The 26,111-nt window shown below is 72.8% G+C and carries 26 protein-coding genes; 7 read left to right on the top strand and 19 right to left on the bottom strand.

Annotated features, from left to right (window positions below; translation table 11 throughout):
* Positions 1-43 precede the first annotated feature (43 nt).
* The 6 genes from kdpC to dut all read right to left on the bottom strand — a co-directional run bounded on the left by kdpC (position 44) and on the right by dut (position 6,397).
* Positions 44-736, bottom strand: a complete 693-nt coding sequence (gene kdpC / locus JFN87_RS10025) for a K(+)-transporting ATPase subunit C (RefSeq protein ID WP_209339595.1) — start codon at positions 734-736, stop codon at positions 44-46.
* Between the two features lie 5 nt (positions 737-741).
* A complete protein-coding gene (gene kdpB / locus JFN87_RS10020) occupies positions 742-2,871 on the bottom strand; it encodes a potassium-transporting ATPase subunit KdpB (protein ID WP_372449211.1) in 2,130 nt (709 codons plus the stop codon).
* 50 nt (positions 2,872-2,921) lie between these two features.
* Positions 2,922-4,613, bottom strand: a complete 1,692-nt coding sequence (gene kdpA / locus JFN87_RS10015) for a potassium-transporting ATPase subunit KdpA (RefSeq protein ID WP_209339593.1) — start codon at positions 4,611-4,613, stop codon at positions 2,922-2,924.
* Between the two features lie 4 nt (positions 4,614-4,617).
* Positions 4,618-4,734 (bottom strand): potassium-transporting ATPase subunit F, encoded by a 117-nt coding sequence (locus tag JFN87_RS34315; RefSeq protein ID WP_307865382.1) that lies wholly within the window; start codon positions 4,732-4,734, stop codon positions 4,618-4,620.
* Positions 4,735-5,061: 327 nt separating this feature from the next.
* Positions 5,062-5,868, bottom strand: a complete 807-nt coding sequence (locus JFN87_RS10005) for a DUF3710 domain-containing protein (RefSeq protein WP_209339592.1) — start codon at positions 5,866-5,868, stop codon at positions 5,062-5,064.
* Between the two features lies 1 nt (position 5,869).
* Positions 5,870-6,397: a dUTP diphosphatase gene (gene dut, locus JFN87_RS10000; protein WP_209339591.1), complete on the bottom strand. Its 528-nt coding sequence runs from the start codon at positions 6,395-6,397 to the stop codon at positions 5,870-5,872.
* Between the two features lie 57 nt (positions 6,398-6,454).
* Between dut and JFN87_RS09995 the strand changes: the two genes are divergently transcribed.
* Positions 6,455-6,913 (top strand): DUF3093 domain-containing protein, encoded by a 459-nt coding sequence (locus JFN87_RS09995; RefSeq protein ID WP_209339590.1) that lies wholly within the window; start codon positions 6,455-6,457, stop codon positions 6,911-6,913.
* A gap of 53 nt (positions 6,914-6,966) precedes the next feature.
* On the opposite strand, the gene JFN87_RS09990 is transcribed toward JFN87_RS09995, so the two are convergent.
* The 4 genes from JFN87_RS09990 to JFN87_RS09975 all read right to left on the bottom strand — a co-directional run bounded on the left by JFN87_RS09990 (position 6,967) and on the right by JFN87_RS09975 (position 10,427).
* Entirely contained in the window at positions 6,967-7,818 is an 852-nt protein-coding gene (locus JFN87_RS09990) for an EcsC family protein (protein ID WP_245179103.1), read from the bottom strand.
* 11 nt (positions 7,819-7,829) lie between these two features.
* Positions 7,830-8,126 (bottom strand): DUF4193 domain-containing protein, encoded by a 297-nt coding sequence (locus tag JFN87_RS09985; protein ID WP_030902691.1) that lies wholly within the window; start codon positions 8,124-8,126, stop codon positions 7,830-7,832.
* 406 nt (positions 8,127-8,532) lie between these two features.
* Complete coding sequence (locus JFN87_RS09980) at positions 8,533-9,768, bottom strand: sensor histidine kinase (RefSeq protein WP_209339589.1); 1,236 nt, start codon at positions 9,766-9,768, stop codon at positions 8,533-8,535.
* A gap of 5 nt (positions 9,769-9,773) precedes the next feature.
* Entirely contained in the window at positions 9,774-10,427 is a 654-nt protein-coding gene (locus JFN87_RS09975; RefSeq protein WP_209339621.1) for a response regulator transcription factor, read from the bottom strand.
* A gap of 408 nt (positions 10,428-10,835) precedes the next feature.
* Here JFN87_RS09975 and JFN87_RS09970 point away from each other — a divergent pair, with 408 nt between their 5' ends.
* Positions 10,836-11,009, top strand: coding sequence for a hypothetical protein (locus JFN87_RS09970; protein WP_199809937.1), 174 nt, complete (start codon positions 10,836-10,838; stop codon positions 11,007-11,009).
* Positions 11,010-11,147: 138 nt separating this feature from the next.
* On the opposite strand, the gene JFN87_RS09965 is transcribed toward JFN87_RS09970, so the two are convergent.
* Complete coding sequence (locus JFN87_RS09965) at positions 11,148-11,972, bottom strand: inositol monophosphatase family protein (protein ID WP_209339620.1); 825 nt, start codon at positions 11,970-11,972, stop codon at positions 11,148-11,150.
* Positions 11,973-11,992: 20 nt separating this feature from the next.
* Entirely contained in the window at positions 11,993-13,120 is a 1,128-nt protein-coding gene (locus JFN87_RS09960) for a ferrochelatase (protein ID WP_209339588.1), read from the bottom strand.
* A gap of 134 nt (positions 13,121-13,254) precedes the next feature.
* Between JFN87_RS09960 and JFN87_RS09955 the strand changes: the two genes are divergently transcribed.
* Together JFN87_RS09955 and JFN87_RS09950 are read left to right on the top strand one after the other, a co-directional pair.
* On the top strand, positions 13,255-14,574 hold the full coding sequence (locus JFN87_RS09955) for an MFS transporter (protein WP_209339587.1): 1,320 nt from the start codon (positions 13,255-13,257) through the stop codon (positions 14,572-14,574).
* A complete protein-coding gene (locus tag JFN87_RS09950; protein WP_209339586.1) occupies positions 14,468-15,880 on the top strand; it encodes a D-arabinono-1,4-lactone oxidase in 1,413 nt (470 codons plus the stop codon). Before JFN87_RS09955 ends, JFN87_RS09950 begins: the two co-directional genes overlap by 107 nt.
* A gap of 26 nt (positions 15,881-15,906) precedes the next feature.
* Here JFN87_RS09950 and JFN87_RS34090 read toward each other — a convergent pair whose 3' ends face one another.
* Positions 15,907-16,839 carry a hypothetical protein gene (locus JFN87_RS34090; RefSeq protein ID WP_209339585.1) on the bottom strand — a complete coding sequence of 311 codons (933 nt, stop codon included), beginning with the start codon at positions 16,837-16,839 and terminating at the stop codon, positions 15,907-15,909.
* Positions 16,840-17,315: 476 nt separating this feature from the next.
* Between JFN87_RS34090 and sepH the strand changes: the two genes are divergently transcribed.
* The 3 genes from sepH (at position 17,316) to JFN87_RS09930 (ending at position 20,648) form a co-directional block, all read left to right on the top strand.
* Positions 17,316-18,416 (top strand): septation protein SepH, encoded by a 1,101-nt coding sequence (gene sepH / locus JFN87_RS09940; protein WP_209339584.1) that lies wholly within the window; start codon positions 17,316-17,318, stop codon positions 18,414-18,416.
* 214 nt (positions 18,417-18,630) lie between these two features.
* Complete coding sequence (locus JFN87_RS09935; RefSeq protein ID WP_209339583.1) at positions 18,631-19,167, top strand: PadR family transcriptional regulator; 537 nt, start codon at positions 18,631-18,633, stop codon at positions 19,165-19,167.
* Positions 19,140-20,648: a DHA2 family efflux MFS transporter permease subunit gene (locus JFN87_RS09930; RefSeq protein ID WP_307865381.1), complete on the top strand. Its 1,509-nt coding sequence runs from the start codon at positions 19,140-19,142 to the stop codon at positions 20,646-20,648. Before JFN87_RS09935 ends, JFN87_RS09930 begins: the two co-directional genes overlap by 28 nt.
* Positions 20,649-20,724: 76 nt before the next feature.
* Here the strand turns inward: JFN87_RS09930 and JFN87_RS09925 are convergent, their stop codons facing one another.
* From JFN87_RS09925 to JFN87_RS09900, 6 genes are all read right to left on the bottom strand, one after another.
* The gene (locus JFN87_RS09925; protein ID WP_209339582.1) at positions 20,725-21,576 is read right to left on the bottom strand and encodes a sulfurtransferase; all 852 of its coding nucleotides are present in this window, start codon (positions 21,574-21,576) and stop codon (positions 20,725-20,727) included.
* A gap of 27 nt (positions 21,577-21,603) precedes the next feature.
* Complete coding sequence (locus tag JFN87_RS09920; protein WP_209339581.1) at positions 21,604-22,173, bottom strand: NADPH-dependent FMN reductase; 570 nt, start codon at positions 22,171-22,173, stop codon at positions 21,604-21,606.
* Between the two features lie 127 nt (positions 22,174-22,300).
* Positions 22,301-22,951, bottom strand: a complete 651-nt coding sequence (locus JFN87_RS09915) for a thymidine kinase (protein ID WP_209339580.1) — start codon at positions 22,949-22,951, stop codon at positions 22,301-22,303.
* Positions 22,952-23,021: 70 nt separating this feature from the next.
* Entirely contained in the window at positions 23,022-24,269 is a 1,248-nt protein-coding gene (locus tag JFN87_RS09910) for an alkaline phosphatase family protein (RefSeq protein ID WP_209339579.1), read from the bottom strand.
* Entirely contained in the window at positions 24,266-24,862 is a 597-nt protein-coding gene (locus JFN87_RS09905; protein WP_209339578.1) for a DUF5998 family protein, read from the bottom strand. Before JFN87_RS09905 ends, JFN87_RS09910 begins: the two co-directional genes overlap by 4 nt.
* A 127-nt stretch (positions 24,863-24,989) precedes the next feature.
* Positions 24,990-26,111 (bottom strand): acetate--CoA ligase family protein (locus JFN87_RS09900; RefSeq protein WP_209339577.1); only part of this gene is annotated, 1,122 nt, incomplete at its 5' end.

Raw genomic sequence — 26,111 nt, 5'->3', positions numbered from 1 at the left:
GACGGCGGGCCGTGCGCACACGGCCCGCCGGAGCCGGATGCTTTCAGTCTTTCGCATGCGTGACGAGGTCGCGTACCGCGATGTTGAGCTGGAGGACGTTGACCCGGGGATCGCCCACGAAGCCGAGTGCGCGGCCCTTGGTGTGGTCGTCCACGATCTCGCGCACGCGCGCGACGGCGAGACCGTTCTCCCGCGCGACGCGGTGGATCTGGAGGCGCGCGTACGCGGGCGAGATGTCCGGGTCGAGCCCCGAGCCCGACGATGTGACGGCGTCAGGCGGCACCTGCGAGGGGCGCACGGTGTACCCGGGCACGGTGTTGTCCCTGACGACGGCGGCCTTGCGCGCCCTGACCGCGGCGATCAGGGTCTTGCTGTCCGCCGCGAGGTTGGAGGCGCCGGACACCAGCAGGTCGCTCCGCGCGCCCGGCCCACCCACCCGGGCCGAGCCGAGGCCGGCGGAGGGGCGGGGCTGGAACCAGTGGAGGTCGGGCGCGGCGGCCTGCCCGTCCTTCCCGCGCGGCAGGTCGTACCTCTGCCCGATGGAGGAGGAGCCGGCGACCTTCCCGTGGTCCTTGATCTCGGATCCGTTGGCCTGGTGGGGGAAGGCGGCCTGCGCGACGCCGGTCACGGCCAGCGGGTAGAGGACGCCGGTGGCGACGGTGAGGACGAGCAGGGCGCGAAGCGCCGCCCACAGGAGCCGGACGGTGGCGCCCGCCCGGGTGCTTGCGGGGTTCATGGTGATCACCTCACGCCGGGGACGGTGGAGAGGGCCAGGTCGATGATCTTGATGCCGGCGAACGGCGTGACCAGTCCGCCGAGGCCGTAGACGAGGAGGTTGCGGCGGAGCATCCGGTCGGCGCTGCGCGGCCGGTAGCGCACGCCCTTCAGGGACAGCGGCACCAGCGCGACGATGATCAGCGCGTTGAAGACGACCGCCGACATGATCGCGGACTGCGGCGAGTCGAGCCGCATGACGTTGAGCCTGTCGAGGCCGGGGTAGGCCGCGGCGAACATGGCGGGCAGGATCGCGAAGTACTTCGCGACGTCGTTGGCGATCGAGAAGGTCGTCAGGGCGCCGCGCGTGATGAGCAGCTGCTTGCCGATCTCGATGATCTCGATCAGTTTCGTCGGGTCGGAGTCAAGGTCGACCATGTTCCCGGCCTCCTTGGCGGCCGAGGTGCCGGTGTTCATGGCCACGCCGACGTCCGCCTGCGCGAGTGCGGGTGCGTCGTTGGTGCCGTCGCCGGTCATGGCGACGAGGCGTCCGCCTGACTGCTCCCGCCTGATCAGCGCGAGCTTGTCCTCGGGCGTGGCCTCGGCGAGGAAGTCGTCCACGCCGGACTCGTCCGCGATGGCCCTGGCCGTCAGCGGGTTGTCGCCGGTGATCATGACGGTCCTGATGCCCATGCGCCGCAGTTCGGCGAACCGCTCGCGCATGCCGGACTTGATGACGTCCTTGAGGTGGATGACGCCGAGCACGCGGGCGCCGCGCGCGTCCGCCTCCGCGACGAGCAGCGGGGTGCCGCCGGCCTCGGCGATGCGGTCGGTGAGGGCCCGCGCGGCGTCCGGCACCGTGCCGCCGTTGCCGCGGACCCAGGCCGCGACGGATCCCGCGGCGCCCTTGCGGATCCTGCGCACGGCGCCGTCCGCGGCGAGGTCGACGCCGGACATCCGGGTACCGGCGGTGAACGCTATCCACTCGGCGCCGCGCACGTCGGACCGGTCGCGCTCCGGCAACCCGTAGCGCTCCGTGGCGAGGACGACCACCGAGCGGCCCTCCGGGGTCTCGTCGGCGAGCGAGGAGAGCTGTGCTGCCTCCGCGAGCCGCGACTCGTCGGCGCCGTCCACGGCCACGAACTCGTGGGCCTGCCGGTTGCCGAGCGTGATGGTGCCCGTCTTGTCGAGCAGCAGCGTGGAGACGTCGCCGGCGGCCTCGACGGCTCGCCCCGACGTGGCGAGGACGTTGCGCTGCACGAGGCGGTCCATGCCGGCGATGCCGATCGCGGACAGCAGGGCGCCGATGGTGGTCGGGATCAGGCAGACGAGCAGGGCGACCAGCACGATGACGGTCTGCGGGTCGCCGGCGAAGGACGCGAACGGCTGGAGGGTCACGACCGCGATCAGGAAGACGACGGCGAGGGACGCGAGGAGGGTGTTCAGCGCGATCTCGTTGGGTGTCTTCTGCCGCGCGGCGCCCTCGACCAGCCTGATCATGCGGTCGATGAACGTGTCGCCCGGCTCGGCCGTGATGCGTACGACCACGCGGTCGGAGAGGACCTTGGTGCCGCCGGTGACGGCGCTGCGGTCGCCGCCCGACTCGCGGATGACCGGGGCGGACTCGCCGGTGACGGCCGACTCGTCGACCGAGGCGACGCCCTCGACGACGTCGCCGTCCCCGGGGACGGTGTCGCCCGCCTCGCAGACCACCAGGTCGCCGGCGTGCAGCGCCGTGCCGGGCACCCGTTCCTCGGCGCCGCCGGTCAGCCGGCGCGCGACCGTGCCGGTCCTCGCCCTGCGCAGGGTGTCGGCCTGCGCCTTGCCGCGCCCCTCGGCGACGGCCTCGGCGAGATTGGCGAAGAGCGTCGTCAGCCACAGCCAGGCGGCGACCGCCCAGCCGAACCAGTCGCCCGGCGAGGCGACGGCGTAGGCCGTGGTCAGTACGGAGCCGATCTCGACGACGAACATGACCGGCGACTTGACCATCACCCGCGGGTCGAGCTTCCTGCACGCCTCGGGCAGGGACCGCAGCAGCGCCGCCGGGTCGAAGAGGCCGCCGCCCACGCGGCCGCCGCCCGGGTCGCGGCCCGAAGAGGTGGTGCGGCGCGCGGCCCCGGCCGCGGTGGAGGTGGACGTGGACGTGGACGTGGACATGGACATGGGTGCGTCCTCTTGCTTCAGACGTTGCTCAAGACGGGGGGATGTCATGACGCGAGCCCCTCGGCGAGGGGCCCGAGGGCCAGTGCGGGGAAGTACGTGAGGCCGCTGACGAGGACGGTCGTGCCGACGAGCAGCGACGCGAACAGCGGCTTGTGGGTACGCAGGGTGCCCGCGGTCTCGGGTACGGGCCGCTGCTCGGCGAGGGATCCCGCGAGCGCGAGCACGAAGACCATGGGGAGGAAGCGGCCGAGCAGCATGGCGATGCCGAGGGTCGTGTTGTACCAGTCCGTGTCGGCGTTCAGGCCCGCGAAGGCGGAGCCGTTGTTGTTGGCGGCCGAGGTGTACGCGTAGAGGATCTCGGAGAACGCGTGGGCGTGGGAGTGCGAGACCGCCGTCGCGGCGGAGTTGAGCACCGAGTGCGGCGGGGAGGCGAGCGCCGTGGACAGGGCCGTGAGGACGAGGACGAGCGCCGGCGTGACGAGGATGTAGAGCGCCGCGAACCTGATCTCGCGCGAGCCGATCTTCCTGCCCAGGTACTCGGGTGTACGTCCGACCATCAGGCCGGCCACGAACACCGCGATGACGGCCAGGACCAGCATGCCGTAGAGCCCGGATCCGACGCCGCCGGGCGCGACCTCGCCGAGCATCATGCCCAGCAGGGTGAGGCCGCCGCCGAAGCCGGTGAACGAGGAGTGGAAGGAGTCGACGGCGCCGGTCGAGGTGAGGGTGGTCGAGGTGGCGAACAGCGAGGAGCCGCCGACGCCGAAGCGGGTCTCCTTGCCTTCGAGCGCGCCGCCCGCGGCCTGGAGCGCGGGGCCGCCGTGGTGGAACTCCGTCCACATCATGAGCGCGCAGAAGCCGATCCAGATGGCTGCCATGGCCGCGAGGATCGCGTAGCCCTGCCTGACGGAGCCGACCATGGTCCCGAAGGTGCGGGTCAGCGAGAACGGGATGACCAGGATGAGGAAGATCTCCAGCAGGTTGGACAGGCCGTTCGGGTTCTCGAAGGGGTGCGCCGAGTTGGCGTTGAAGTAGCCGCCGCCGTTGGTGCCGAGTTCCTTGATGGCCTCCTGGGAGGCGACGGCGCCGCCGTTCCACTGCTGCGGGCCGCCGGTGAACTGCCCCACCTCGTGGACGCCCGCGAAGTTCTGGATGACGCCCGTGGCGACGAGCAGGATCGCGCCGGCGAAGGCCATCGGCAGCAGGATGCGGACGGTGCCGCGCACGAGGTCGGCCCAGAAGTTCCCGAGCTCGCCGTCGTCACGTGACGCGGCGAAGCCCCGGACGAGCGCCACGGCGACCGCCATGCCGACGGCGGCCGAGACGAAGTTCTGGACGGCCAGGCCGCCGGCCTGCACGACGGCGCCCATCGTCCGCTCGCCCGCGTACGACTGCCAGTTGGTGTTGGAGACGAAGGAGGCTGCCGTGTTGAACGCCTGGGCCGGGCCGACGGACGCGAGGCCCGACGAGCCCGGCAGGACGCCCTGCAGGCGCTGCAGCACGTACAGGAGGATCACGCCGGCGAGTGAGAAGGCGAGGACGGCGCGCAGGTAGGCGCCCCGGCGCATCCCGCGGTCGGGATCGGCCCCCACGCACCGGTAGGCCCACCTCTCGACCCTGAGGTGCTTGTGCGACCGGTAGACGCCGGCCATGTAGTCGCCGAGCGGCCGGTGGACCAGGCCGAGCACCGCGGCCATGGCGAGGAGCTGGAGCGCGGCCGAGGGTACGGGACCCATCCCCTCAGAACCTCTCCGGGAAGACCAGCGCCAATACCAGGTAGACCAGTACGGCGACGGCCACGGCGAGCCCGATCGCGTTCTCGGCGATCTCGGCGATCTCGGGGGATGAGGCGCTCACAGTTTCGCCACCGCCTTCGCGATGACGGCCACCAGCGCGAAGGTCGCGCACGCGGTGAGGACGAAGGCCACGTCGGCCATCGTGTGCTCCTAGGGAGGGAGGAGGGTTCCTGACGTATCGAGGAAACCTCCGCTTCCGCCGCGCGCGACGCGCGTTGACGGGTCCCATACGGCCTGGGGCGCGTCCTGTACGCACCCCTTACGTGGACGGCCGTGACCAGCGCGAACGCGGCACCAGCGGCGACGGGGAACGGCGAAGGGCCGCACCCCCGCCAAGGGAGTGCGGCCCGTCGCCGGCCGTCTGTGCCGGCTCACACAGCCGTCGCCGTCAGCGCACCTCGGTGATCTCGGGGCCCCGCTGCAGCTGCCCCATGCCGCCGGAGAAGCGGGAGCCCTCCTGCTCCTCCTGCTGCACGCCCTCGGGCACCATCTGCGCGTCGTTCGGCAGCTTCAGCACGATCGGGTCGCGGGGGGCCATCGGACCTTCGCCGCGCACGATCACCGTGTCCTTGAAGACCTGCTCCAGCAGGCCCGCCGTCTCCGGCTGGGCAGCGCCCTGCCCGGAGATCACGCCGCGCAGGAACCAGCGCGGCCCGTCGACGCCGACGAAGCGCACCAGCTGCACGCCGCCCGTGCCGTCGGGCAGTTGCACGGGGACCTGGGCGCGCAGCTCCCAGCCGAGCGGGCCCTCGACCTCGTCGATGATGCCGCCCTGCTGGGTGATTCCGGTGGCGATCTCCTCGCGGACCTCGCCCCAGATGCCCTCCTTCTTGGGGGCCGCGAACGCCTGGAGCTGCACGGCGCTGTCGTTCAGCACGACCGTGGCGGCGACGATCGCGTCGCCCGCGACCTCCACGCGCAGCTCCATGCCCTCGACGCCCGGCACGAACATGCCACCGAGGTCGACCCTGCCGTCGTCCGGCTTGGAGACCTCCGCGCTGTCCCACGGGCCGTCCGGCCGGGGAGCCGGAGGAAGGTTCACGCGGGCGCCGCCGGCCTCGTCAGCCGCCGCTTCTTCGGCGTCTGTGCCGTCCCCGCCTTCTTCGCCGGCGTCAGTGCCGTCGAGGAGCTCGTCCTCGCCCGCTGCGTCCGTCGCGTCCTGAGCGGAGCCGTTCTTCTTGCGACGTCCGAACACGTCACTGTCCTTCCCGGTCGGATACGACCGAAGCGTATCGATTCCCACCCTGTGCACCGTCCGTGGCGGCATGACCACCGGTGGACCCGAAGCCCCCCTCGGCCCGCGCGGATCCGGGAAGCTCCGCCACCTCGTGGAAGCGGACCTTCTCGACCTGCTGGACGACCAGTTGGGCAATCCGGTCGAACCGAGCGAACCGCACGCTCTCGCGCGGGTCCAGATTGACCACGATCACCTTGATCTCTCCACGGTACCCGGCATCCACCGTGCCGGGGGCATTCACGAGAGCCACTCCGCAGCGCGCTGCGAGGCCGGAGCGAGGATGCACGAAGGCCGCGTACCCGTCGGGCAGCGCGATGGACACCCCCGTCGGCAGCACGGCGCGCTCGCCGGGGGCGAGGTCCACCGCGAGCGTCGTGACGAGATCGGCGCCCGCGTCGCCGGGGTGCCCGTACGCCGGGAGGGGCGCCTCGGGGTCGACCCGGCGGATGAGGACGTCGACAGGGGATCGTTGTGGGGTGTGGCTCACATGCGCAGACCTTACCCGCGCGGAAGCGCCCACAGGCCCCCGTGTCAAGCTTGCTTCATGCAGCCTTCCGCCCCGCGCTACGAAGAACGCCTCACCGCGCCCACGTCCTGGTGGATCATCGCCGGCCTGCTGGGGGTCTGCGGGGCGCTGATCCTGCTGCCGCTCGGGCCGATCCCGATGCTGGCGGGCCTCGTGGGCGCCGGCGCGATCGCGATGGGCTGCGTCAGCTCGTACGGTTCCGCGCGCGTGCGTGTGCTGGGCGACTCGCTGGTGGCGGGCGACGCGAGGATCCCGCTGTCGGCGCTGGGCGAGCCCGAGGTGCTCGACCCGGAGGAGACGAGGGCCTGGCGGCTGCACAAGGCCGACCCGCGGGCGTTCATGCTGCTGCGCAGCTACGTGCCGACGGCGGTGCGTGTGGTGGTCACGGACCCGCAGGACCCGACGCCGTACGTCTATCTCTCGACCCGCGACCCGCAGGGGCTCGCGGCGGCCCTCGAAGGCGCCAGGGCGGCCTGACAGCGGCCTGAGGCGGCGCCGGACAGCGCCCCGGCCTGACGCCCGCGCGGGCGTCAGTGGTGCAGGTCGCCGGGGAGTTCGGGCGGCGGGTCCGCCGGGCGCTCCAGGGGCGGCAGGGCAGGCAGCGCGTCCCAGGCGACCTGTTTGCGCCGCAGGTCGTCGCGGACGTGTTCCGCGACGTGCTTGGTGTCCCTCCGGTTCATCATCGCGCCGACAGCGGCGCCGATCATGAAGGGGACGAGGTTCGGGAGGCTGCGCACCGTGCGCTTCATGATCTGCTGGCGCAGCTCGCGCTTCATGCGGCCGCTGAGCGCGCCGTTGAACGTCGCGGGCTTTGTGACGTCCACCCCGCGCTCCTCGGTCCAGGACTGCACGTAGGCGATGCCGCGCTGTCTGAGGGAGCCGGGGGGCCGCTGCCCGTAGACCTCGTGCAGTTCGGCGATGAGCTTGATCTCGATCGCCGCCACCGCCGTGATCTCGGCGGCCAGCTCCGCCGGCAGGGCCGGTGGCACGGGCAGCATGGCGGCCGCGCCGACGCCCGCGCCGACGGTCGCGCTGCTCGTCGCGGCGCCCGCCACGAGCTTGTCGGCGATCTCCTCCGGGCCGAGGCCCGGGAACTGCCCCCGCAGCGTCGCGAGATCGCGGACGGGGATGCGGGGAGCGATCTCGAGGATCCGGTCGGCCACGAATCCGAGGCCGGCCGCGGCGCCCGAGCCGCCCTTGCGCACGCCGCGCCTGACGCGCTCGAACCGGCCCTTGGTCGAGGGGAGCCGGTCCTTACCGTCCTGCGCGGCGTCACCGTCCCGTACGGCGTCCGTACCGCCGGGCCGGTCCTGCGACGGCTCTCCGTCCGGGCTCGGTGCCGGCCGGAAGCGCCGCTTCCTGAACGGGTCGCCTGCCACCATCGCGACGGCTCTCAGTCGCAGTCGCGGCAGATCGGCTGACCGTTCTTCTCCCTGGAGAGCTGCGAGCGGTGGTGCACGAGGAAGCAGCTCATGCACGTGAACTCGTCGGCCTGGCGCGGCAGGACCCTGACCGACAGCTCCTCGTTGGAGAGGTCGGCGCCCGGCAGCTCAAGACCTTCGGCCTGCTCGAACTCGTCGACGTCGACCGCGGAGGTCGACTTGTCGTTGCGACGCGCCTTCAGCTCTTCCAGGCTGTCCTGGTCGACGTCGTCGTCTGTCTTGCGTGGAGTGTCGTAGTCGGTAGCCATCTCGGTGCTCTCCCCCTGTGGGTGTCTGTGATGTCTTCAGCGCACGTAACGCATGAGAGGCCGGACTTGTGCCCGACCCGAAGCGGAGATTTTGCCTCACATCAAGGTCTGTTACTCAATCGACACCCGACGGCGCCGCTCACGAATGATCGGCTTCGGGTGGCGAGGGGGACCGTACACGGTCCCGAGGTAGTACTTCGCAGGCACCACCCCGTGTACTTCCCGTGATCCCACCCCTCGGAAACCCGGACTTTACCGGCCTTCCGACAGGTGTTTGATCACTGAACGTAGGAGGGTGCACAAACATTCCTGTGATCCGTCGCACAAAAGACCGATCACTCGCGATGACGGAAATTCCGCTCAAAGCGAACAGCCTCACGGTCACCGGGACCGCGGGCGGAGCCGCTCACATCGGCAACGTGACACGCATCACGAGCCCGCCTCCCTCACGCGGCTCGGCCGAGATGCGTCCGCCGTGCGCTCTCGCGACCGAGCGCGCGATGGAAAGTCCCAGGCCGACACCCCTGTCACTACCCGTGCGCTCCGTCCGCAACCTGCGGAACGGCTCGAACAGATTATCGATCTCGTAGGCGGGGACGACGGGACCCGTGTTCGACACCTCGAGGACCGCCTGCCCCTGCCGGACATCCGTGCACACCTCCACCCAGCCGTTCTCCCGGACGTTGTAGCGGACGGCGTTCTGCACGAGGTTCAGCGCGATCCGCTCGAGCAGCACGCCGTTGCCCTGCACGACCGCCGCCACGCACCGCGTCCGCATCTCGACGCCCGTCTGCTCGGCCTCCGCGGCCGCCTGGTCGACGGCGCGCGCGGCGACCTCCGCGAGATCGACCGGTTTTCGCTCCACGAGCTGGTTCTCGCTGCGGGCGAGCAGCAGCAGCCCCTCGACGAGCTGCTCGCTGCGCTCGTTGGTGGACAGCAGCGTCTTGCCGAGCTGCTGGAGCTCGGCCGGGGCACCCGGATCGGAGAGGTGCACTTCGAGCAGCGTCCTGTTGATCGCCAGCGGCGTGCGCAGCTCGTGCGAGGCGTTGGCCACGAAGCGCTGCTGGGAGGAGAAGGCGCGTTCGAGGCGCTCCAGCATCTCGTCGAAGGTGTCCGCCAGCTCCTTGAACTCGTCGTCGGGGCCGTCCAGCTCGATACGGCGCGAGAGGTCCGTGCCGACGACGCGGCGCGCCGTGCGCGTGATCCGGCCGAGCGGCGACAGTACGCGGCCGGCCATCGCGTAGCCGAAGGCGAACGCGATGATCGTCAGGCCGACGAGCGCGAACAGCGAGCGGGTGAGCAGGTCGTCCAGCGCCTGCGCGCGCTCCTGGTTCACGCACTGGTTCATCGCACTGTTGATCTCGTCGGCCGTCGCGTGGCCGGGGAAGTTGCAGATGTTGCTGGTGACCTGGCCGGAAACGATCGTGAAGGGAAGCTCGCTGCCGACGTGCAGGGCCTGCGCGGCAAGCAGGTAGATGATCGACAGGAGCAGGATGCCCGCGATCAGGAACATGCCGCCGTACAGCAGCGTCAGGCGTATCCGGATCGTGGGGCGCAGCCACGGAACGACCTGCTCGGCGGGCCACCGCGGGTCCCAGGTCGGTTTCGGGGGCGTGCCGGGCGGCGCGGGATGGGAGGCCACGGCCGTCAGATCCGGTAGCCGGAGCCGGGCACGGTGACGATGACGGGAGGCTCCCCGAGCTTCCTGCGCAGCGTCATCACCGTCACCCTGACGACGTTCGTGAACGGGTCCGTGTTCTCGTCCCACGCCTTCTCCAGCAGCTGCTCGGCGGAGACCACGGCGCCCTCGCTGCGCATCAGCACCTCGAGGACGGCGAACTCCTTGGGCGCGAGCTGGATCTCGCCGCCGTCCCTGAACACCTCGCGCCTGTTGGGGTCGAGCTTGATCCCGGAGCGCTCCAGGACGGGCGGCAGCGGCACCGTCGTGCGGCGGCCGAGCGCGCGGACCCTGGCGGTCAGCTCGGTGAAGGCGAAGGGCTTCGGCAGGTAGTCGTCGGCGCCCAGTTCGAGCCCCTCGACGCGGTCGCTGACATCGCCCGACGCGGTGAGCATCAGGACGCGCGTGGGCATGCCGAGCTCGACGATCTTGCGGCACACGTCGTCGCCGTGCACCAGCGGCAGGTCGCGGTCGAGCACCACCACGTCGTAGTCGTTGACGCCGATGCGCTCCAGGGCCGCCGCCCCGTCGTACACGACGTCGACGGCCATGGCCTCGCGGCGCAGTCCGGTCGCCACGGCATCGGCGAGCAGCTGCTCGTCCTCGACGACGAGTACGCGCACGTCGCTCATCCTTCCCTCAGGACCCGTGCCCTCGTCCCGGGCAGGCGTCACCACGTCCTTGCGCCCCCCATCCTGCCCTTTTCGCGGATAAACCGGCGGTAAGGCGGAGCCAGGCTGCCGGTGCGACGCGGGATCTCGCGTGGGGCCCGCGCGGGCCCGGCGGCGGGCCCGGGTGAATCCGCGGGGAATATGCGGCATCGCCGAGGCGGTTGAGGTTTCCTGTCGGCCCGGCTTGGGGATGAGGTCCTCACACCTCAGATCACGCCCGAGCGCGGCTGTATCCTCCCGCGTTCTGCTTTCCAGTAGGCAGAGGGCTTGTGATCACCCGCTTGTCGGCACATCCCGTGCCACCCGACCACCACGTCGGCACACCCCCGTGCCACTGACCCACGACGAGGGGGCGCACCCATGGACGCATTCACAGCAGGGCTTCTGCAGCGCATAAGGACCACCGAGACCGAGATGAGCCGGGCCCGCGAGGCGGGCGACGACTTCCTCGCCGACGTCGAGCAGGAGGAGCTGGACGACCTGCGCCGGCTCGCCGCCGAACACGGCGTGGAGGTGAGCACGGCCGGCGCGTGAGCCCGGCCGTCCACCGTCGCCGCCGCCGTGCGGCAGCGCTTGTGAGGGGCCCCGGTGCCGGGGGAGGCACCGGGGCCCCTCGCTGTGCGTAGGTGTCCCGCGCGCCGGGGCGCCGGGGCTCCGCCTCGGTCACGCACCTCAGTCGTGCCAGGCGCCGTACTCCTCCAGCAGCTCCTGGAGTGGTCCGAAGACGCCGGGGGACGCGGCGACCGTGAGCCCGTCGTGCGGCCGTTCGCCGGGCCTGCCGCCGGTCAGCGCGCCCGCCTCGCGCGCGATCAGGTCGCCCGCCGCGTAGTCCCAGGGGTGCAGCCCGCGCTCGTAGTAGCCGTCGAGACGCCCCGCGGCCACGTCGCACAGGTCGATCGCGGCAGAGCCGGCACGCCTGATGTCGCGCAGCCTGGGGATCAGCCGGTGCGCCACCTCCGCCTGGTGGGCGCGTACGTCGGCGACGTAGTTGAACCCCGTCGACACCAGCGCCTGGTCGAGGGTGGGCGAGGGGCGTACCGCGAGCCGCCGCTCCCCCAGGTGGGCGCCGCCGCCGCGCACCGCGCGGTAGGTCTCCCCGCGCATCGGGGCCTCGACGACACCGGCCAGCGTCTCGCCGCCCTGCTGCACCGCGATCGAGACGGCCCAGGTGGGCAGTCCGTACAGGTAGTTGACGGTGCCGTCGAGCGGGTCGATCACCCAGCGGATGCCGGTGGTTGACTCCCTGCTCGCCCCCTCCTCGCCGAGGATCCCGTCGTCGGGCCTGCGGTCGGTGAGGAAGTCGGTGATCAGCTTCTCCGCCGCGATGTCCATCTCCGTCACCACGTCGATGGGGCTGGACTTGGTGGCCGCGACGGCCAGGTCGTCCGGCCTGCCGTCGCGCAGCAGGGCGCCCGCCCTCGACGCCGCTTCCAGGGCGAGGCCGAGCAGGTCCGAGGCGAGGCCCGGGTCGCCGGGTGCCCCGGCCGTGTCGCTCACGTCACTCACGCGGGGCTCCTTCACGCGTAGGGGCTGTCGGCGCCCGCGGCGGCGGGCCTCGGGGTGCGGGCCGGGCAGCAGCCCACCGGGCACACGTCGTGGCTCGGACCCAGCGTGCCGAGCGCGCACCGCTCGCGCGGCTCGCCGCGCTCGGCCGCCGCCCGTTCCAGGACGAGGTCCCGCACCGCGGCGGCGAAGCGCGGGTCGGCGCCGACCGTGGGCGAGCGGCGCACCGGAAGGCCGAGTTCCGCCGCCTTGGCCGTGGCCTCGGTGTCGAGGTCGTAGAGGACCTCCATGTGGTCGGAGACGAAGCCGATGGGCGCCATCACGACGGCCGACACGCCCTTGCCGTGCAGGGTCTCCAGGTGGTCGCAGATGTCGGGCTCGAGCCACGGGGTGCCCGGCGCGCCGCTGCGCGACTGGTAGACGAGCTCCCACGGGTGGTCCTCGCCGGTCGCCTCGCGGACGGCCTCGGCGACCAGGCGGGCGACGTCGAGGTGCTCGGCCACGTAGGCGCCGCCGTCGCCGTGCGCGGGCTCGGGGCCCGAGGTGTCGGCGGCGGCCGTCGGGATGGAGTGCGTGGTGAAGGCGATGTGCGCGCCCGCGCGTACGTCCTCGGGCAGGTCTGCCAGCGCGGCGACGACACCGTCGGCCATGGGCCGCACGAAGCCGGGGTGGTTGAAGTAGTGCCGCAGCTTGTCGACCTTCGGCGGTGTGAGCCCCTCCTCCGTGAGGGTGGCGAGCGCGTCGGCGAGGTTCTCCCGGTATTGGCGGCAGCCCGAGTAGGAGGCGTAGGCGCTGGTCGCCAGGACGGCCACGCGCCGGCGGCCGTCGGCGGTCAGCTGCCGGAGCGTGTCGGTCAGGTACGGCGCCCAGTTCCTGTTGCCCCAGTAGACGGGCAGGTCGACGCCGTGCCCGGCGAAGTCCTCGCGCAGGGCGGCGAGGAGGACGCGGTTCTGCTCGTTGATGGGGCTGACCCCGTCGAAGAGGTAGTAGTGGCGCCCGACCTCCTTGAGGCGCTCCCGCGGGATGCCGCGGCCGCGCGTCACGTTCTCCAGGAACGGGATGACGTCGTCCGGGCCTTCGGGGCCGCCGAAGGACAGCAGGAGGAGGGCGTCGTAGGGGGATGTGGCTGACTCGTCGGGCATGGCCTCGATCCTGCCACCGCGCGGATATTCAGGAGCGACCGGCACCGCCGGGACCGTAGCCTGTACGGACGCCTCTCATCCCTTACAAGTCGTGTTCCTGCCGAGTCGTCCCTGACGAGTCATCCCACGAGGACGTGGCCGTGTCGTACCGCGAGATCTTCGCCTCGCCGGGTGCCTGGAAGTTCAGCGCCGCGGGGCTGCTCGGCAGGATGCCGTTGTCCATGACCGGCATCGGCGTCGTGACGATGGTCTCGCAGCTGACCGGCCGCTACGGGCTCGCCGGCGCGCTGTCCGCCGTGATGGCGCTCTCGAAGGCGGCGCTCGGCCCCCAGGTGTCGCGTCTCGTGGACCGGTACGGGCAGCGCAGGACGCTGCGGCCCGCCACGCTGGTCTCGGTCGCCGCCCTGGCCGGGCTGCTGGTGTGCACGCAGCAAGGCGCTCCCGACTGGACGCTGTTCGTCTTCGCGGCCGCGAGCGGCTGCGTCCCGGGGCTCGGGGCGATGGTGCGGGCCAGGTGGGCGGCGCTGCACCAGGACGCGCCCGGCAGGCTGCACTCGGCGTACGCGTGGGAGTCGGTCGTCGACGAGGTCTGCTTCATCGCCGGGCCGATCGTGGCCATCGGCCTGTCCACGTCCTGGTTCCCCGAGGCGGGCCCGCTCGTCTCGGGGGTCTTCCTGCTCGCGGGCGTGGGCTGGCTGACCGCCCAGCGCGGGACGGAGCCGGTGCCGCATCCGCCCGGGGAGCTCACCGGCGGCTCGGCGCTGCGCTCCCGGGGACTCCAGGTGCTGGTGGTGACGTTCGTCGCGACCGGGGCGATCTTCGGCTCCGTCGACGTGGTGACGGTCGCCTTCGCCGACGAGGTGGGGCACAAGAGCAGCGCGAGCCTGGTGCTCGCCGTGTACGCGCTCGGCTCCTGCCTCGCGGGGGCGGTTTTCGGCCTGCTGCGGATGGAGGGGCCGGCCGCGCGGCGCTGGCTCGTGGGCGTCGGCGCGATGGCCGTGAGTATGATCCCGCTCCAACTGGCCGGGAGCCTGCCGCTCCTGGCCGCGGCGCTCTTCGTCGCGGGGCTGGCGGTGGCACCGACCATGGTGACCACCGTGGCCCTGGTCGAGGCGCACGTACCGCGCAGCGCGCTGACCGAGGGCATGACCTGGACGAGCACCGGGATCTGTGTCGGCGTCGCGCTCGGCTCGTCGGCCGCGGGATGGGTGGTCGACGCGGCGGGCGCGCGGGCGGGGTACGCGGTGCCCGGCGTGGCGGGTGCGGTCGCGGCCGTGGTGGCGGTCGCCGGCTACCGCCGGCTGCGCAGGCCGGCCACCGTGTCCCGGCGGAAAGGGCGTGAGGCCGATGGAGTCCCGCAGAACCCCCACGAGCACCCCGGCGGCGCGGGGCGGCCCGGGCTCGACGGGCGCGAAGGGCAGGGCGGGCAGGAGGCCCCGCGGCCCGTGGCGTGATTCCGCCGCCCCCGCGCCCTGGCGCAACTGGGCGGGGAACGTGTCTGCGCGCCCCGCGCGCACCGTCACCCCCGGCGGGCCCGACGAGTTGGCGGACGTCGTGCGCAGGGCGGCGGAGGACGGCCTCAGGGTGAAGGCGGTCGGCACGGGTCACTCGTTCACGGCCGCCGCGGCCACCGACGGCGTGCTGGTGCGGCCCGACCGGCTGACCGGCATCCTGGCGCTGGACCGCGCGGCCGGCACGGTCACGGTGGCGGCGGGCACCCCGCTCAGGCTGCTGAACGCGGCGCTCGCCCGCGCGGGGCTCTCGCTCACGAACATGGGCGACATCATGGCGCAGACGGCGGCGGGCGCGATCTCCACCGGCACGCACGGCACCGGCAGGGCGTCCGCGTCGATCGCCGCGCAGGTCACCGCCTTGCAGCTGGTCACGGCCGACGGCTCGACGCTGCGCTGCTCGGCGCAGGAGAACGCGGACGTGTTCGCCTGCGCGCGCATCGGCCTGGGCGCGCTCGGCGTGCTCACCTCGGTCACGTTCGCCGTGGAGCCGGTCTTCCTGCTGACGGCGCGCGAGGAGCCGATGCCGCTGGATCGCGTGCTGGCGGAGTTCGACGAGCTCGTCTCGGGCAACGAGCACTTCGAGTTCTACTGGTTCCCCCACACGGACAACTGCAACACCAAGCGCAACAACCGCAGCGAGGGGCCCGCCGCGCCTCCCGGCCTGCTGCGCGGCTGGCTGGACGACGAGCTGCTGTCCAACGGGGCGTTCAAGGTCGCCTGTTCGGTGGGCCGCGCGGCGCCGATGGCCATACCCGCGATCGCCCGGGTGTCGAGCCGCGCCCTGTCGGCGCGCACGTACACGGACGTCCCCTACAAGGTGTTCACGTCACCGCGCCGGGTGCGGTTCGTGGAGATGGAGTACGCGCTGCCCAGGGCGGCGGCGCCCGCGGCGCTGCGCGAGGTGAGGCGAATGGTGGACGCGTCGCCGCTGCGGGTGAGCTTCCCCGTGGAGGTGCGGACGGCCCCGGCGGACGACATCGCCCTGTCGACGGCGTCGGGCAGGGACAGCGCGTACATCGCCGTGCACCTGTACCGGGGCACCCCGCACCAGGCGTACTTCGGGGCCGTCGAGAAGATCATGGTGGCGCACGGCGGCAGACCGCACTGGGGAAAGATCCACTCGCGGGACGCTGAGTACCTGTCGGGCGCCTACCCGCGGTTCGGCGAGTTCACGGCCCTGAGGGACCGTCTCGACCCTGACCGGGTCTTCGCCAACGACTACCTGCGGCGCGTGCTGGGCGAGTGACGACCGGCGCCGGGCGGGGCCCCGCGTCAGTTGCCCGCCGCGGCGCCGCCACCGCTCGGCGCGGTGTCCGGGGCCTGTTGCGTACCGCCGCTGCCCGTGGCGGACGTGGACGGGGTGGGCGCGGGCGCGGAGGGCGTCTGCCCGGTGGACCCCTGCTGGGAGGTGCCGGGCGACGGGTCGCCCGACGGGGCGTGCCCGTTCGGGTCGGCCGAGCCCTGGCCGGCGCCGCCGGTGCCGGGTGACGTGGCCGGGTCGGTCCCGCCGCCCGTGCCGGCTGAACCCCGGCCCGCGTCGCCCGATCCGGTGGAGTCCGAGGGGGTCGCGGCGGGCGTGGACGGCGTCTGCTTGCCGTCGCCCCCTCCCCCGCCACCGCCGCCGACAACGGACCCGATGGTCGTGCGGGCGTCCCCGGCGAGGTCGTGCCCCGCGGCCAGCTCGTAGCCGGTGATGCAGACCATGGCGACGGCGAAGACGGCGACGGCCGTGAGCACCGGGCGCTTCCAGCCGCGGCGCCGCTTCCCGTGCGTGGTGGCTTCGCCGTACTCCGCGCCCAGTACGTCCAGGGTGTCGGGCAGTCCGTCGGTGTCGGGCAGCCCGTCATGGCCCGGCCCGGGGTGGTGCCCGGCCGCCTTGCGGATGGCGAGCGTCCGGTCGTCCACCACCGGGACCTGGCGCGACCTCGGCCGCACGCCGTCGGCCGCGCCGCGCAGGTGGTGGCCCGTGCGCCGGAACAGGTAGTGGAATACCGAGCCGCCGCAGGTGGCGATCACGCTGACCACGCCGGCGCCGATGATCGTTCCGTACACGTTGAGCTGCGACGCCAGGATCGCCGCGGCGATGGCCGCGAGCGCGCTGCCCGCCACCTGCGGGAGGCTCAGGTCGATGCGCCTCTGACTGGGTTCCGTGCTGTTCGTCCCGCTGTCGTAGCGTTTCGCGGCGCTGTCCAGCTTCTGATCCATCCCGGCCCCTGCTTGAACGACTGTCACGGCTTGCACCAGATAGGGACAGATGGGCGAAGCGAGGAGTTCCGATTCGGCGGATTGTGTGAACAGTGCCACCGAGCGGGCGGAGCGAACGGGGTGAGGCAGCGGCGCGGCGGCGGCGAGGCAGCGGCGCGACGGCGGACCCGGGCGGCGCGTCCCTCCACCCCGATGGCCCGAATGGAGTACTGTTTGGAGCCCTGGGGCCGGACCTCCTCGCGGTTGTCCGGGACCTTCGGAAGGGGGCCGCACGTGGCACTCGATCCGGCGGGGCCGTTGCACCGCACGGGCGCCTGCTGCACAGAGTGACCAGGTACGTCACTCTGCGTCGCAAACAGGTAACCGTGCCATAACGGCGATCCAGGGCTACTGCCCGACACGCCGGGCAACACGGCAAGGTTGTGGCAGGCTGCACCCGGGCAGGCCACACTCGACCAGCGGAAGCAGCGACGCACGTGACGTCGGCAGGCACCACCCGGGAGGTTCCCATGCCCGAACTGCGTGTCGTGGCCGTCTCCAACGACGGCACACGACTGGTGCTCAAGGCTGCCGACAGCACGGAATACACCCTTCCCATCGACGAGCGGCTGCGCGCCGCCGTCCGCAACGACCGTGCGCGCCTGGGCCAGATCGAGATCGAGGTGGAGAGCCATCTCCGCCCCCGCGACATCCAGGCGCGTATACGAGCGGGCGCCTCGGCCGAAGAGGTGGCGCAGCTCGCGGGCATTCCCGTGGACCGGGTGCGCCGCTTCGAGGGCCCCGTGCTCGCGGAGCGCGCCTTCATGGCCGAGCGCGCGCGGAAGACCCCCGTGCGGCGTCCCGGCGAGAACGCGGGCCCCCAGCTGGGCGAGGCGGTGCAGGAGCGGCTGCTGCTGCGCGGCGCCGAGAAGGACACCGTGCAGTGGGACTCGTGGCGGCGCGACGACGGCACCTGGGAGGTGCTGCTCGTCTACCGCGTCGCCGGCGAACCGCACTCGGCGAGCTGGACGTACGACCCGCCGCGGCGGCTCGTCCAGGCCGTGGACGACGAGGCGCGCGCGCTGATCGGCGACACGGACGACACGGTCACGGCGCAGGAGCCGAGCTTCCCGTTCGTGCCGCGTATCGCCCGGCTGCCGCGCGAGCGCCCCGACCGCTCGCTGGAGCGTGCGCTCGACCGCGCGCCCGAGCGTCCCGCGGTCACGTCCGACGAGCCGGACGCGGACGGCGCCGAGGCGCGCGACCCGCGCGAGCGCGACTCGCTGACCAGCCTGCTGGAGGCCGTGCCGAGCTTCCGCGGCGATCTGGTGGTCCCGGACAGGACGGCCCCCTCGGAGCCGGTGCCGCCCGAGCCCGCTCAGGAGCCGGAGGCCGAGGAGCCGGTGGCCCCCGCGGCCTCAGCGGGGTCCGCGTACGCGGACGTGCTGATGCCGCGGTCCGTGTCGGGACACCGCGACAGGCTGACGGGCACGACGGACCGTCAGGCGGAGGCCGACGGCGTGCGGCCCGGCCGGCGCGCGGCGGTGCCGAGCTGGGACGAGATCGTCTTCGGCACGCGCCGCAAGAAGAAGGAGTAGGACCGGGCAGGGACTCGCGGAAGGGCCCGTCGGTGCGCAGGCACCGGCGGGCCCTTCCCCGTGCGCCCAGGCCTCCCCTGTGCCCAGGCCTCCCCGTGTGCCCGGGTCTTCGCGCCCCTCTGAGTGGGTTAATATTCCAGTAGGAATATTTCACTTGGATTGAGGGAACGCAGCCATCTCCCCGCTCACCCCACTCGCCGTCGCCTGTCTCGCGGTGCTCGTCGAACGGCCGATGCATCCGTACGAGATGTTCTCCCTGCTCAAGGAGCGGCACGAGGACCACATCGTCAAGGTCAGGCCCGGCTCGCTCTACCACACGGTGGAGCGGCTGGCCCGGGACGGCCTGGCCGTCTCGTGCGGCACCGCGAAGGCGGGCAACCGGCCGGAGCGTACGACGTACGAGATCACCCAGGTCGGCAGGGCCGTGCTGTCGGAGCAGGTCAGCGTGATGCTCGACTCGCCCGTCAACGAGTACCCGAGGTTCCCGCTGGCGCTGGGAGAGTCGCACAACCTCCCGCGCGACCAGGTCGTCGGGCACCTCACGCACCGGGCCGAGCGGCTGACGGAGATGGTCGACGAGGCCGACCGCTATCTGGCCGGGCTCCGCGAGAGCGACGTGCCCGAGGCGTACTGGTTCGTCGCCGACTATCTGCGCACCATCCAGGCCGCCGAACGGGACTGGCTGCGCGCCCTCATCATCCGACTGCACAACGAGGAGCTTCCGTGGCCGTACCGGACGACCGACCAGTGAGCCCGTGGCCGGCGCTGTGGGCGCTGGTGGTGGGCTTCTTCATGATCCTTGTCGACCAGACGATCGTCTCCGTCGCCACCCCCGCCCTGATGAAGGGCCTTTCGGCGGACGTCAACAACGTGGTCTGGGTGACCAGCGCCTACCTGCTCGCCTTCGCCGTGCCGCTGCTGCTGACCGGACGGCTCGGTGACAGGTTCGGGCCCAAGAACATCTACCTGACCGGCCTCGTGCTCTTCACCGGCGCGTCCTTGTGGTGCGGGCTGAGCCACACCATCTCCGGGCTGATCATCGCAAGGGTGGTCCAGGGTCTCGGCGCGTCCATGATGACGCCGCAGACCATGGCCGTCATCACGCGCACCTTCCCCGCGCACCAGCGCGGCCGCGCCATGAGCCTGTGGGGAGCCGTCGCGGGGATCGCGACGCTGGTGGGACCGATCGTGGGCGGCGTCCTGGTCGACTCGCTGGGCTGGGCGTGGATCTTCTTCATCAACGTGCCGGTGGGCGTCGTGGCGTTCGTCCTGGCGGTCCGCCTGGTGCCGAGGCTGCCGACGCACACGCACCGCTTCGACCTGGTGGGCGTGGCGCTCAGCGGCCTCGGCATGTTCCTGATCGTGTTCGGCATCCAGGAGGGCCAGACCTACCACTGGGGCACCCTGGCGGGACCGATCACCGTGTGGCGGCTGATCATCGCCGGTGTCGTCGTGATGGCCGCCTTCGTGGTCTGGCAGTCCCGCAACAAGGGCGAGCCGCTGGTGCCGCTCGGCCTGTTCAAGGACCGCAACTTCAGCCTCGCCAACGTCGCCATCACCACCGTCGGGTTCTCCATCACCGCCATGTCGTTCCCGCTGATGCTGTGGGCGCAGGTCGTACGGGGCTTCTCCCCGACGCGCGCGGCGCTGCTGCTCGTGCCGATGGCCGTGCTCTCCGGCGTCCTGGCCCCCTGGACGGGACGCCTCACCGACCGGGTGCACCCGCGGCTGCTCGCCGGCATCGGCATGACGGCGTTCCCGGTGTCGCTGCTGTGGCTCAGCCGTGTCATGTCGCCGTCCGTGCCCATCTGGCAGTTCCTGCTGCCGGTCGCGCTGCTGGGCATCGCCAACGCGTTCATGTGGTCACCGATCGGCACCACCGCCAACCGGAACCTGCCCATCCACCAGGCGGGCGCGGGCGCGGGCGTCTACAACACGACCCGGCAGGTCGGCGCCGTGCTGGGCAGCGCGAGCATCGCCGCCCTGATGCAGGCCCAGCTCGTCTCGCACCTGGGCAAGGCGGCCGGCGGCTCCGCCGAGTCGTTCGCCGGCGCGTCGGGCAAGCTCCCGGCCGCCCTGGGGGCCGGATTCAGCACGGCCATGGGCAACTCCCTGCTGCTGCCGGCGGCTGTTCTGGTGATCGGCCTGATCGCGGTGGTCTGCTTCGCGACCCCGCGCCACATGAGCCAGACGCACGTCAAGGAGGAGGAGCCCGCCCCCGCGAGCAGGTGACGCGCGCGGCCGGGGGCCCTGTGCCTGGCGGCTCCGTGCGGACGCCCCGTGCCGCGCGTCTCGTGCCGGGCGCGGCCTACGCGCCGCGCTCCACGGGGCGCTCCTCGTCGCGCGACCACTCCGACCAGGAGCCCGCGTACAGTGCGGCGGGGACGCCCGCGAGTTCCAGCGCGAGCACCTCGTGCGCCGCGGAGACGCCCGAGCCGCAGTAGACGCCCACGCCGCCCACCCGGGAGGCGCGCGCCGCACCCAGCTTCTCGAACCGCGCGGCCAGTTCGGCGGCGGGGCGGAAGGTGCCGTCCTCGGCCACGTTGTCCGTCGTGGGCGCCGAGACCGCGCCGGGGATGTGCCCGCCGACGCGGTCGACGGGCTCCACGTCGCCCCGGTAGCGCTCCGCCGCGCGCGCGTCGAGCAACAGGCCCTCGCGGGCGAGCGCGGCGGCGCCGTCCGCGTCGAGCAGGCCGATCGCGCCGGGCACGGGCAGGAAGTCGCCCTCGGCCGCTTCCTCGACGCCGGTGGAGAGCGGGCCGCGCCACGCGGCGAGGCCGCCGTCCAGCACGCGCACGTCCTCGTGGCCCGTCCAGCGCAGCAGCCACCACGCGCGTGCCGCGGCCCAGCCCTGCCCGCCGTCGTACGTGACGACCGGGGCGCCGGCGCGCACCCCGGCGCGGCGCATCGCGGCGCCGAACTCGGCCACGTCGGGCAGGGGGTGGCGGCCGCGCGGCCCCGGCGGGGCCGCGAGTTCGCGGTCGAGGTCGACGAAGACGGCGCCCGGGATGTGCCCCGCCGCGTACTCCGAGCGCCCGTCGAAGGGCGGCGCACCGGCCGCCGCGGCCGTGCTCAGCTGCCAGCGGACGTCGAGCAGGACGGGCGGGCGCTCCCCCGCCAGGGCCTGCTCGAGTTCGCGCGCGGTGATGATGGCTGTCATGCGGCCATCATCACCCACGCGTGACGATCAGGCCGAGCGCAGCGGCCTCAGCGTCTCCTCGTTGCGCACCAGTTCGTCGAACATCGACTTGGCCGCGCCCTCGAGCATCTCGTTCGGCGTGAACACCGCCTCGTCGTCGAGGAACTGCTGGACGAAGGGTATGGACACCGCCTCGAAGACCGGGGTCATCTTGAGCGTCGTGACGACCTGCTTGATCATCTGCGCGGCGCGTGTGCCCGCCGCCACGCCGCCGTAGCTCGCCAGACCGACCGGCTTGTAGCGCCACTCCCTGTGCAGGAAGTCGAGCGCGTTCTTCAACTCGGCGTTGTAGCCGTAGTTGTACTCGGGCATGACGAACACGAACGCGTCGCAGGCGTCGATCCGCGCGCTCCAGTCACGCGTGTGCTGGTGCGTGTACTGCCCGAGCCTCGGGTGGTTGGGCTCGTCCATGAACGGCAGGCCGACCTCGGCCAGGTCGATCAGGTCGACCTCGTCGAAACCGCCGTGCGCGCGGGCCTCCTTGTCGATCCACTGGGCGACGGGCAGGCCGACCCTCCCAGGGCGGGTGCTCGCGATGATGATCCCCAGCTTCGGCATGCGTGCTCCTTCGATACGTACGGTCTCCGTACGGGTAACGCTCAAGCGGCCACTTTGATTTCGCGTTCAACGAGCCTACGCGCCCGACACGGCACGGCAGAGGCCACCCCGGCTCGGGCCGCCGTGGTCAATTCGAGGCAAGAGGCAGGACGTCCGGTGAGAGCGCGCCGGCTCGGGCGGTGGCGCTCGTCGTGCGGCGGCGGTGGTGGCGTCGGCAGAGCACCTCGTAGCCGACCTCCGCGGCGTGGCCGTTCACGTCACCGACGACGACCTGCTCGCCTTCCACCACCATCTCGCCGCCCACCGTGCGGGCGTTGTGAGTGGCGCGAGCCCCGCACCAGCACATCGCCTCCACCTGGAGCGCCTCTATCCGGTCCGCGAGCTCGATCAGCCGCTGCGAGCCGGGGAAGAGCCGGGTGCGGAAGTCGGTGGTGATGCCGAACGCGAAGACGTCGATCTCCAGGTCGTCCACGACGCGTGCCAGCTGGTCGATCTGGCCGGGCAGCAGGAACTGGGCCTCGTCCACGACGACGTAGTCGGCCCGGCCGCCCTTCGTGATCACGTCGACGACGTGCCCGTACAGGTCGAGCTCCGCGATCGCCTCCACCGCGTCCGCGACGAGGCCGAGCCTGGAGGAGATCTTGCCCTGCCCCGCCCGGTCGTCCCGCGCGAAGACCACGCCCTGCAGGCCGCGCGCGGAGCGGTTGTGCATGATCTGGAGAGCCAGCGTGCTCTTGCCGCAGTCCATCGTTCCGCAGAAGAACACCAGCTCAGGCATGACGGGACGGAACCCTTTCAATCGGGTGCGGACGCGGGTGAGGGTACGCGGACGGCGTGTGCGGCGGGCGCTAGGAGCGTACTTCGATGAGGGGCACGAGCTGTTCGACGGGGGTCATCGAGCCGTGCATGCCGACCATCACCGACTCGCGCGGCTCGGCCACGGACGCCGTGACCACCACGTCGTCACGCGCGGCCGCGACCACGTCGCCGATCCGCCCGTGCGTGCGCGGGTCCACCGCGCCGGGCGGGCCGAACCAGCCGGCGGCGACGGCCTCCTCGCGGCTCGCCACCCAGAACTGCTCGCCCAGCACGTCCTGCCAGACGGCGAGGACGTCGGCCGCCGCGCCCGGCACCGCGTACACGTGACGCGCTCTGCCCTCGCCGCCGAGCAGGGCGACCCCCGCGCGCAGCGCCCAGTCCTCGTCGAAGTCGATGCGGGACTCCTCGTCGAACGGGATGTCGATCATGCCGTGGTCGGCCGTGACGTACAGCGCGCAGCGCGGCGGGAGTTGCTCGGCGAGGCGCTGCGCGAGGCGGTCGGCGTACATCAGCTGGCCGCGCCACGCGTCGGAGTCGACGCCGAAGCGGTGGCCGTTGCCGTCGACCTCGCTGTAGTACGTGTAGACCAGCGACCTGTCGCCCGCGGCGAGTTGCTCGGCCGCGAGGTCCATCCTGTCCTCGCCGCTCAGCCTGCCGTGGAACGTGCCGCCGCTCAGGGCGACCCGGGTGAGGGGCGTGTCGGCGAACGCCGGGGAGGACACCTGGGCGGTGTGCACGCCGGCCTCGTGCGCCAGCCGGAAGACCGTGGCGTGCGGCTGCCACGCGTGCGGGTCCGTCCAGGGCTTCCAGCGCAGCTGGTTCATCAGCGCGCCGGTGGCCGGGTCGCGCACCGTGTATCCGAGCAGGCCGTGGTCGGCGGGCACGGTGCCGGTGCCGACGGAGGCGAGGGAGGTGGCGGTCGTGGAGGGGAAGCCCGCCGTGATGGGGCGGCCCGTGCCGCCCCTGGAGGAGCCCAGCAGGGAGGCGAGGAACGGCGCCTCGTCGGCGTGCGCCCTGATCTGCTCCCAGCCGAGGCCGTCGATCAGGAAGACACAGTTGCGGTCGGCCGGGGCGAGTTCGGGTATGGCGGCGGCGAAGCCGGGCACGCCCTGGCCGGCCGCGAGGGTGGGCAGCAGGTCGGCCAGCGAGCCCTTGCCGTACTCGGGGACGGGGGCGCGGGCCGGGTCTAGGCGGCCCCCGTCGAGGCGCTCCCCGTCGAGGCTGTCCGCGTCGAGGCGTGAGGGCGCGGCCCCGTACCAGTCGGCGCCGTCGGTCATGCGCGGCCGGCCGACGGGGTCGCCGTGGCCTCCGAGAGCGCCTGCGCGAAGCTGAGGGTCTCCCGGACGGCGTCGATCCCGTCGCCCGCCTCGCTGACCCTGAGGCTGAGGTCGTCGGCGGTGGAGTTGCCCGTGTAGCCGTGGTCGGCCTCGCAGTCGGGGTCACCGCAGGCGGCGGGCTCCAGGTCGATGCGGGAGACCGCGCCCCAGCCGATCGTGAGGACGACCTCGCGGGGCAGGGCGCCGGGCGTGTACGACTCGGGGTTGGCGACGACGCGGCTGACCACGACGGACGAGATCCGGTCACGCTTGACGGACTCGGTCGACGTCGTCGCGTACGGCGTGGGCGAGCCGGAGTCGGCGGCCTGCTCGTCGGTGTGGCTGACGATGAAGCGGTGCTCGGTCAGGACGAGGACGGTGACATGGCGGCGGACCTCGTTGGCGTCGAACGTGGTCTCCTGGTGCACCAGGTACGACGCGATCCGCTCACCGCCGACGGCGGCCTCGACCGCCTCGGCCACGAGCGCGGGGTAGTAGCCACTGCGCTCGATCGCCGTACGCAGGCCCTGGGTCGTGATGCCGCTCTTCGCCATGGCGCCCATCCTACGGGGGCGGGAGAGGCGCCCGGGCACCCGCGCGACGGCCCGGACCGCGTGGCTCGCCCGCGCCGGAGCAGGAGCCGGGGCGGGGGCCGGAGCGGAGGCCGGAGCAGGAGCCGGATCAGTAGGTGGGCAGCCGCCTCGGGCCGAGGTCGTCGAGGGCGGGCGGCGGCGCGAGGCGCACCTGCGCGTCGAGTACGGACAGGCCGCGCGTGGCCACCACGACCGGCTCCAGGGAGAGCGCGACGATCTCCGGGTGGTCGTCCACCAGGCGTGACACGCGCAGCAGCAGCTCCGCGAGCGCACCGGTGTCCGCCGGGTCGGCGCCGCGCCAGCCGAACAGGAGCGGCGCGGCCCTGATGGAGCGGATCAGCCCGGCGACGTCGCGGTCGGTCGCGGGGACGAGGCGGTGGCCCAGGTCGCCGAGCAGCTCGGACGGTGCGCCGGCGAGGCCGAAGGAGAGCACGGCTCCCGCGGCGGGGTCGATCGCGGCCCTGACGACCGTGTCGACGCCGCGCGGCACCATCGACTGCACGACGGGGCGCAGTTCGGCGGGCCCGCCGAGCGCGCCGGTCAGCTCCCGGTACGCGGCGCGCAGCTGCGCCTCGTCGCCGAGGCCGAGCCGTACGCCGCCGAGGTCGGCGCGGTGGCGCAGGTGGGGCGCGGTCGTCTTGAGCGCCACGGGGTAGCCGAGCTCGCGTGCCGCCTCGGCGGCCTCGTCGGCGCCCGGCGCGGGGCGGGTGGCCGGCACGTGGATGCCGTAGTGGCCGAGGAGCGCGCGGCACTCGGCGTCGGTCAGGGCGACGCCGTGCGGCTTGGCCGCCCGGCCGAGGACGCGCTCGACGAGGGCGCCGGCGGCCGCCTCGTCGATGTCCTCGTACGCGGGCACGCGCCCGATCTCGGCAGCCTCGCGCCGCCACCGCCCGTACTCCACGGCCACGGCGAGCGCGCGCACGGCGCGCTCCGCGGCGGGGTAGGCGGGGATCCGCGCGCGCTCCGCGCGCGCGGCCTCCCGCCGGTCTTTGGCCCCTCCGGGGCCCCCGTCGCCGCCCGCGGGTGCACCGCCGTCAGGGGCCGGTCCGACCACCCGAGGTGCGCGGCCTGGGCCGGCCGGTGCACCGCTGTTCCCTACGGCGCCTGTCGCGGCCCGGTCGGCGCGCCTGCATGTTCGGCGCCCGGTGGGGAACCCGGGGTCCCTGACGCGCGCGGGTGCACCGCCGTCAGGGGCCGGTCCGACCACCCG

The sequence above is a fragment of the Streptomyces montanisoli genome (genome assembly GCF_017813245.1).
Taxonomy (GTDB): Bacteria; Actinomycetota; Actinomycetes; order Streptomycetales; family Streptomycetaceae; genus Streptomyces; species Streptomyces montanisoli.
The sequence above is the reverse complement of the archived record's forward strand: the minus strand, read 5'-3'. Positions and strand labels throughout refer to the sequence as shown.

Excerpts from the sequence above, each read along its gene's own strand:
- kdpC (WP_209339595.1), bottom strand. The coding sequence starts at position 736 with ATGAACCCCGCAAGCACCCGGGCGGGCGCCACCGTCCGGCTCCTGTGG.
- kdpB (WP_372449211.1), bottom strand. The coding sequence starts at position 2,871 with ATGTCCACGTCCACGTCCACGTCCACCTCCACCGCGGCCGGGGCCGCG.
- kdpA (WP_209339593.1), bottom strand. The coding sequence starts at position 4,613 with ATGGGTCCCGTACCCTCGGCCGCGCTCCAGCTCCTCGCCATGGCCGCG.
- JFN87_RS09995 (WP_209339590.1), top strand. The coding sequence starts at position 6,455 with ATGCAGCCTTCCGCCCCGCGCTACGAAGAACGCCTCACCGCGCCCACG.
- JFN87_RS09990 (WP_245179103.1), bottom strand. The coding sequence starts at position 7,818 with ATGGTGGCAGGCGACCCGTTCAGGAAGCGGCGCTTCCGGCCGGCACCG.
- JFN87_RS09985 (WP_030902691.1), bottom strand. The coding sequence starts at position 8,126 with ATGGCTACCGACTACGACACTCCACGCAAGACAGACGACGACGTCGAC.
- JFN87_RS09970 (WP_199809937.1), top strand. The coding sequence starts at position 10,836 with ATGGACGCATTCACAGCAGGGCTTCTGCAGCGCATAAGGACCACCGAG.
- JFN87_RS09960 (WP_209339588.1), bottom strand. The coding sequence starts at position 13,120 with ATGCCCGACGAGTCAGCCACATCCCCCTACGACGCCCTCCTCCTGCTG.
- JFN87_RS09950 (WP_209339586.1), top strand. The coding sequence starts at position 14,468 with ATGGAGTCCCGCAGAACCCCCACGAGCACCCCGGCGGCGCGGGGCGGC.
- JFN87_RS34090 (WP_209339585.1), bottom strand. The coding sequence starts at position 16,839 with ATGGATCAGAAGCTGGACAGCGCCGCGAAACGCTACGACAGCGGGACG.
- JFN87_RS09925 (WP_209339582.1), bottom strand. The coding sequence starts at position 21,576 with ATGACAGCCATCATCACCGCGCGCGAACTCGAGCAGGCCCTGGCGGGG.
- JFN87_RS09920 (WP_209339581.1), bottom strand. The coding sequence starts at position 22,173 with ATGCCGAAGCTGGGGATCATCATCGCGAGCACCCGCCCTGGGAGGGTC.
- JFN87_RS09915 (WP_209339580.1), bottom strand. The coding sequence starts at position 22,951 with ATGCCTGAGCTGGTGTTCTTCTGCGGAACGATGGACTGCGGCAAGAGC.
- JFN87_RS09910 (WP_209339579.1), bottom strand. The coding sequence starts at position 24,269 with ATGACCGACGGCGCCGACTGGTACGGGGCCGCGCCCTCACGCCTCGAC.
- JFN87_RS09905 (WP_209339578.1), bottom strand. The coding sequence starts at position 24,862 with ATGGCGAAGAGCGGCATCACGACCCAGGGCCTGCGTACGGCGATCGAG.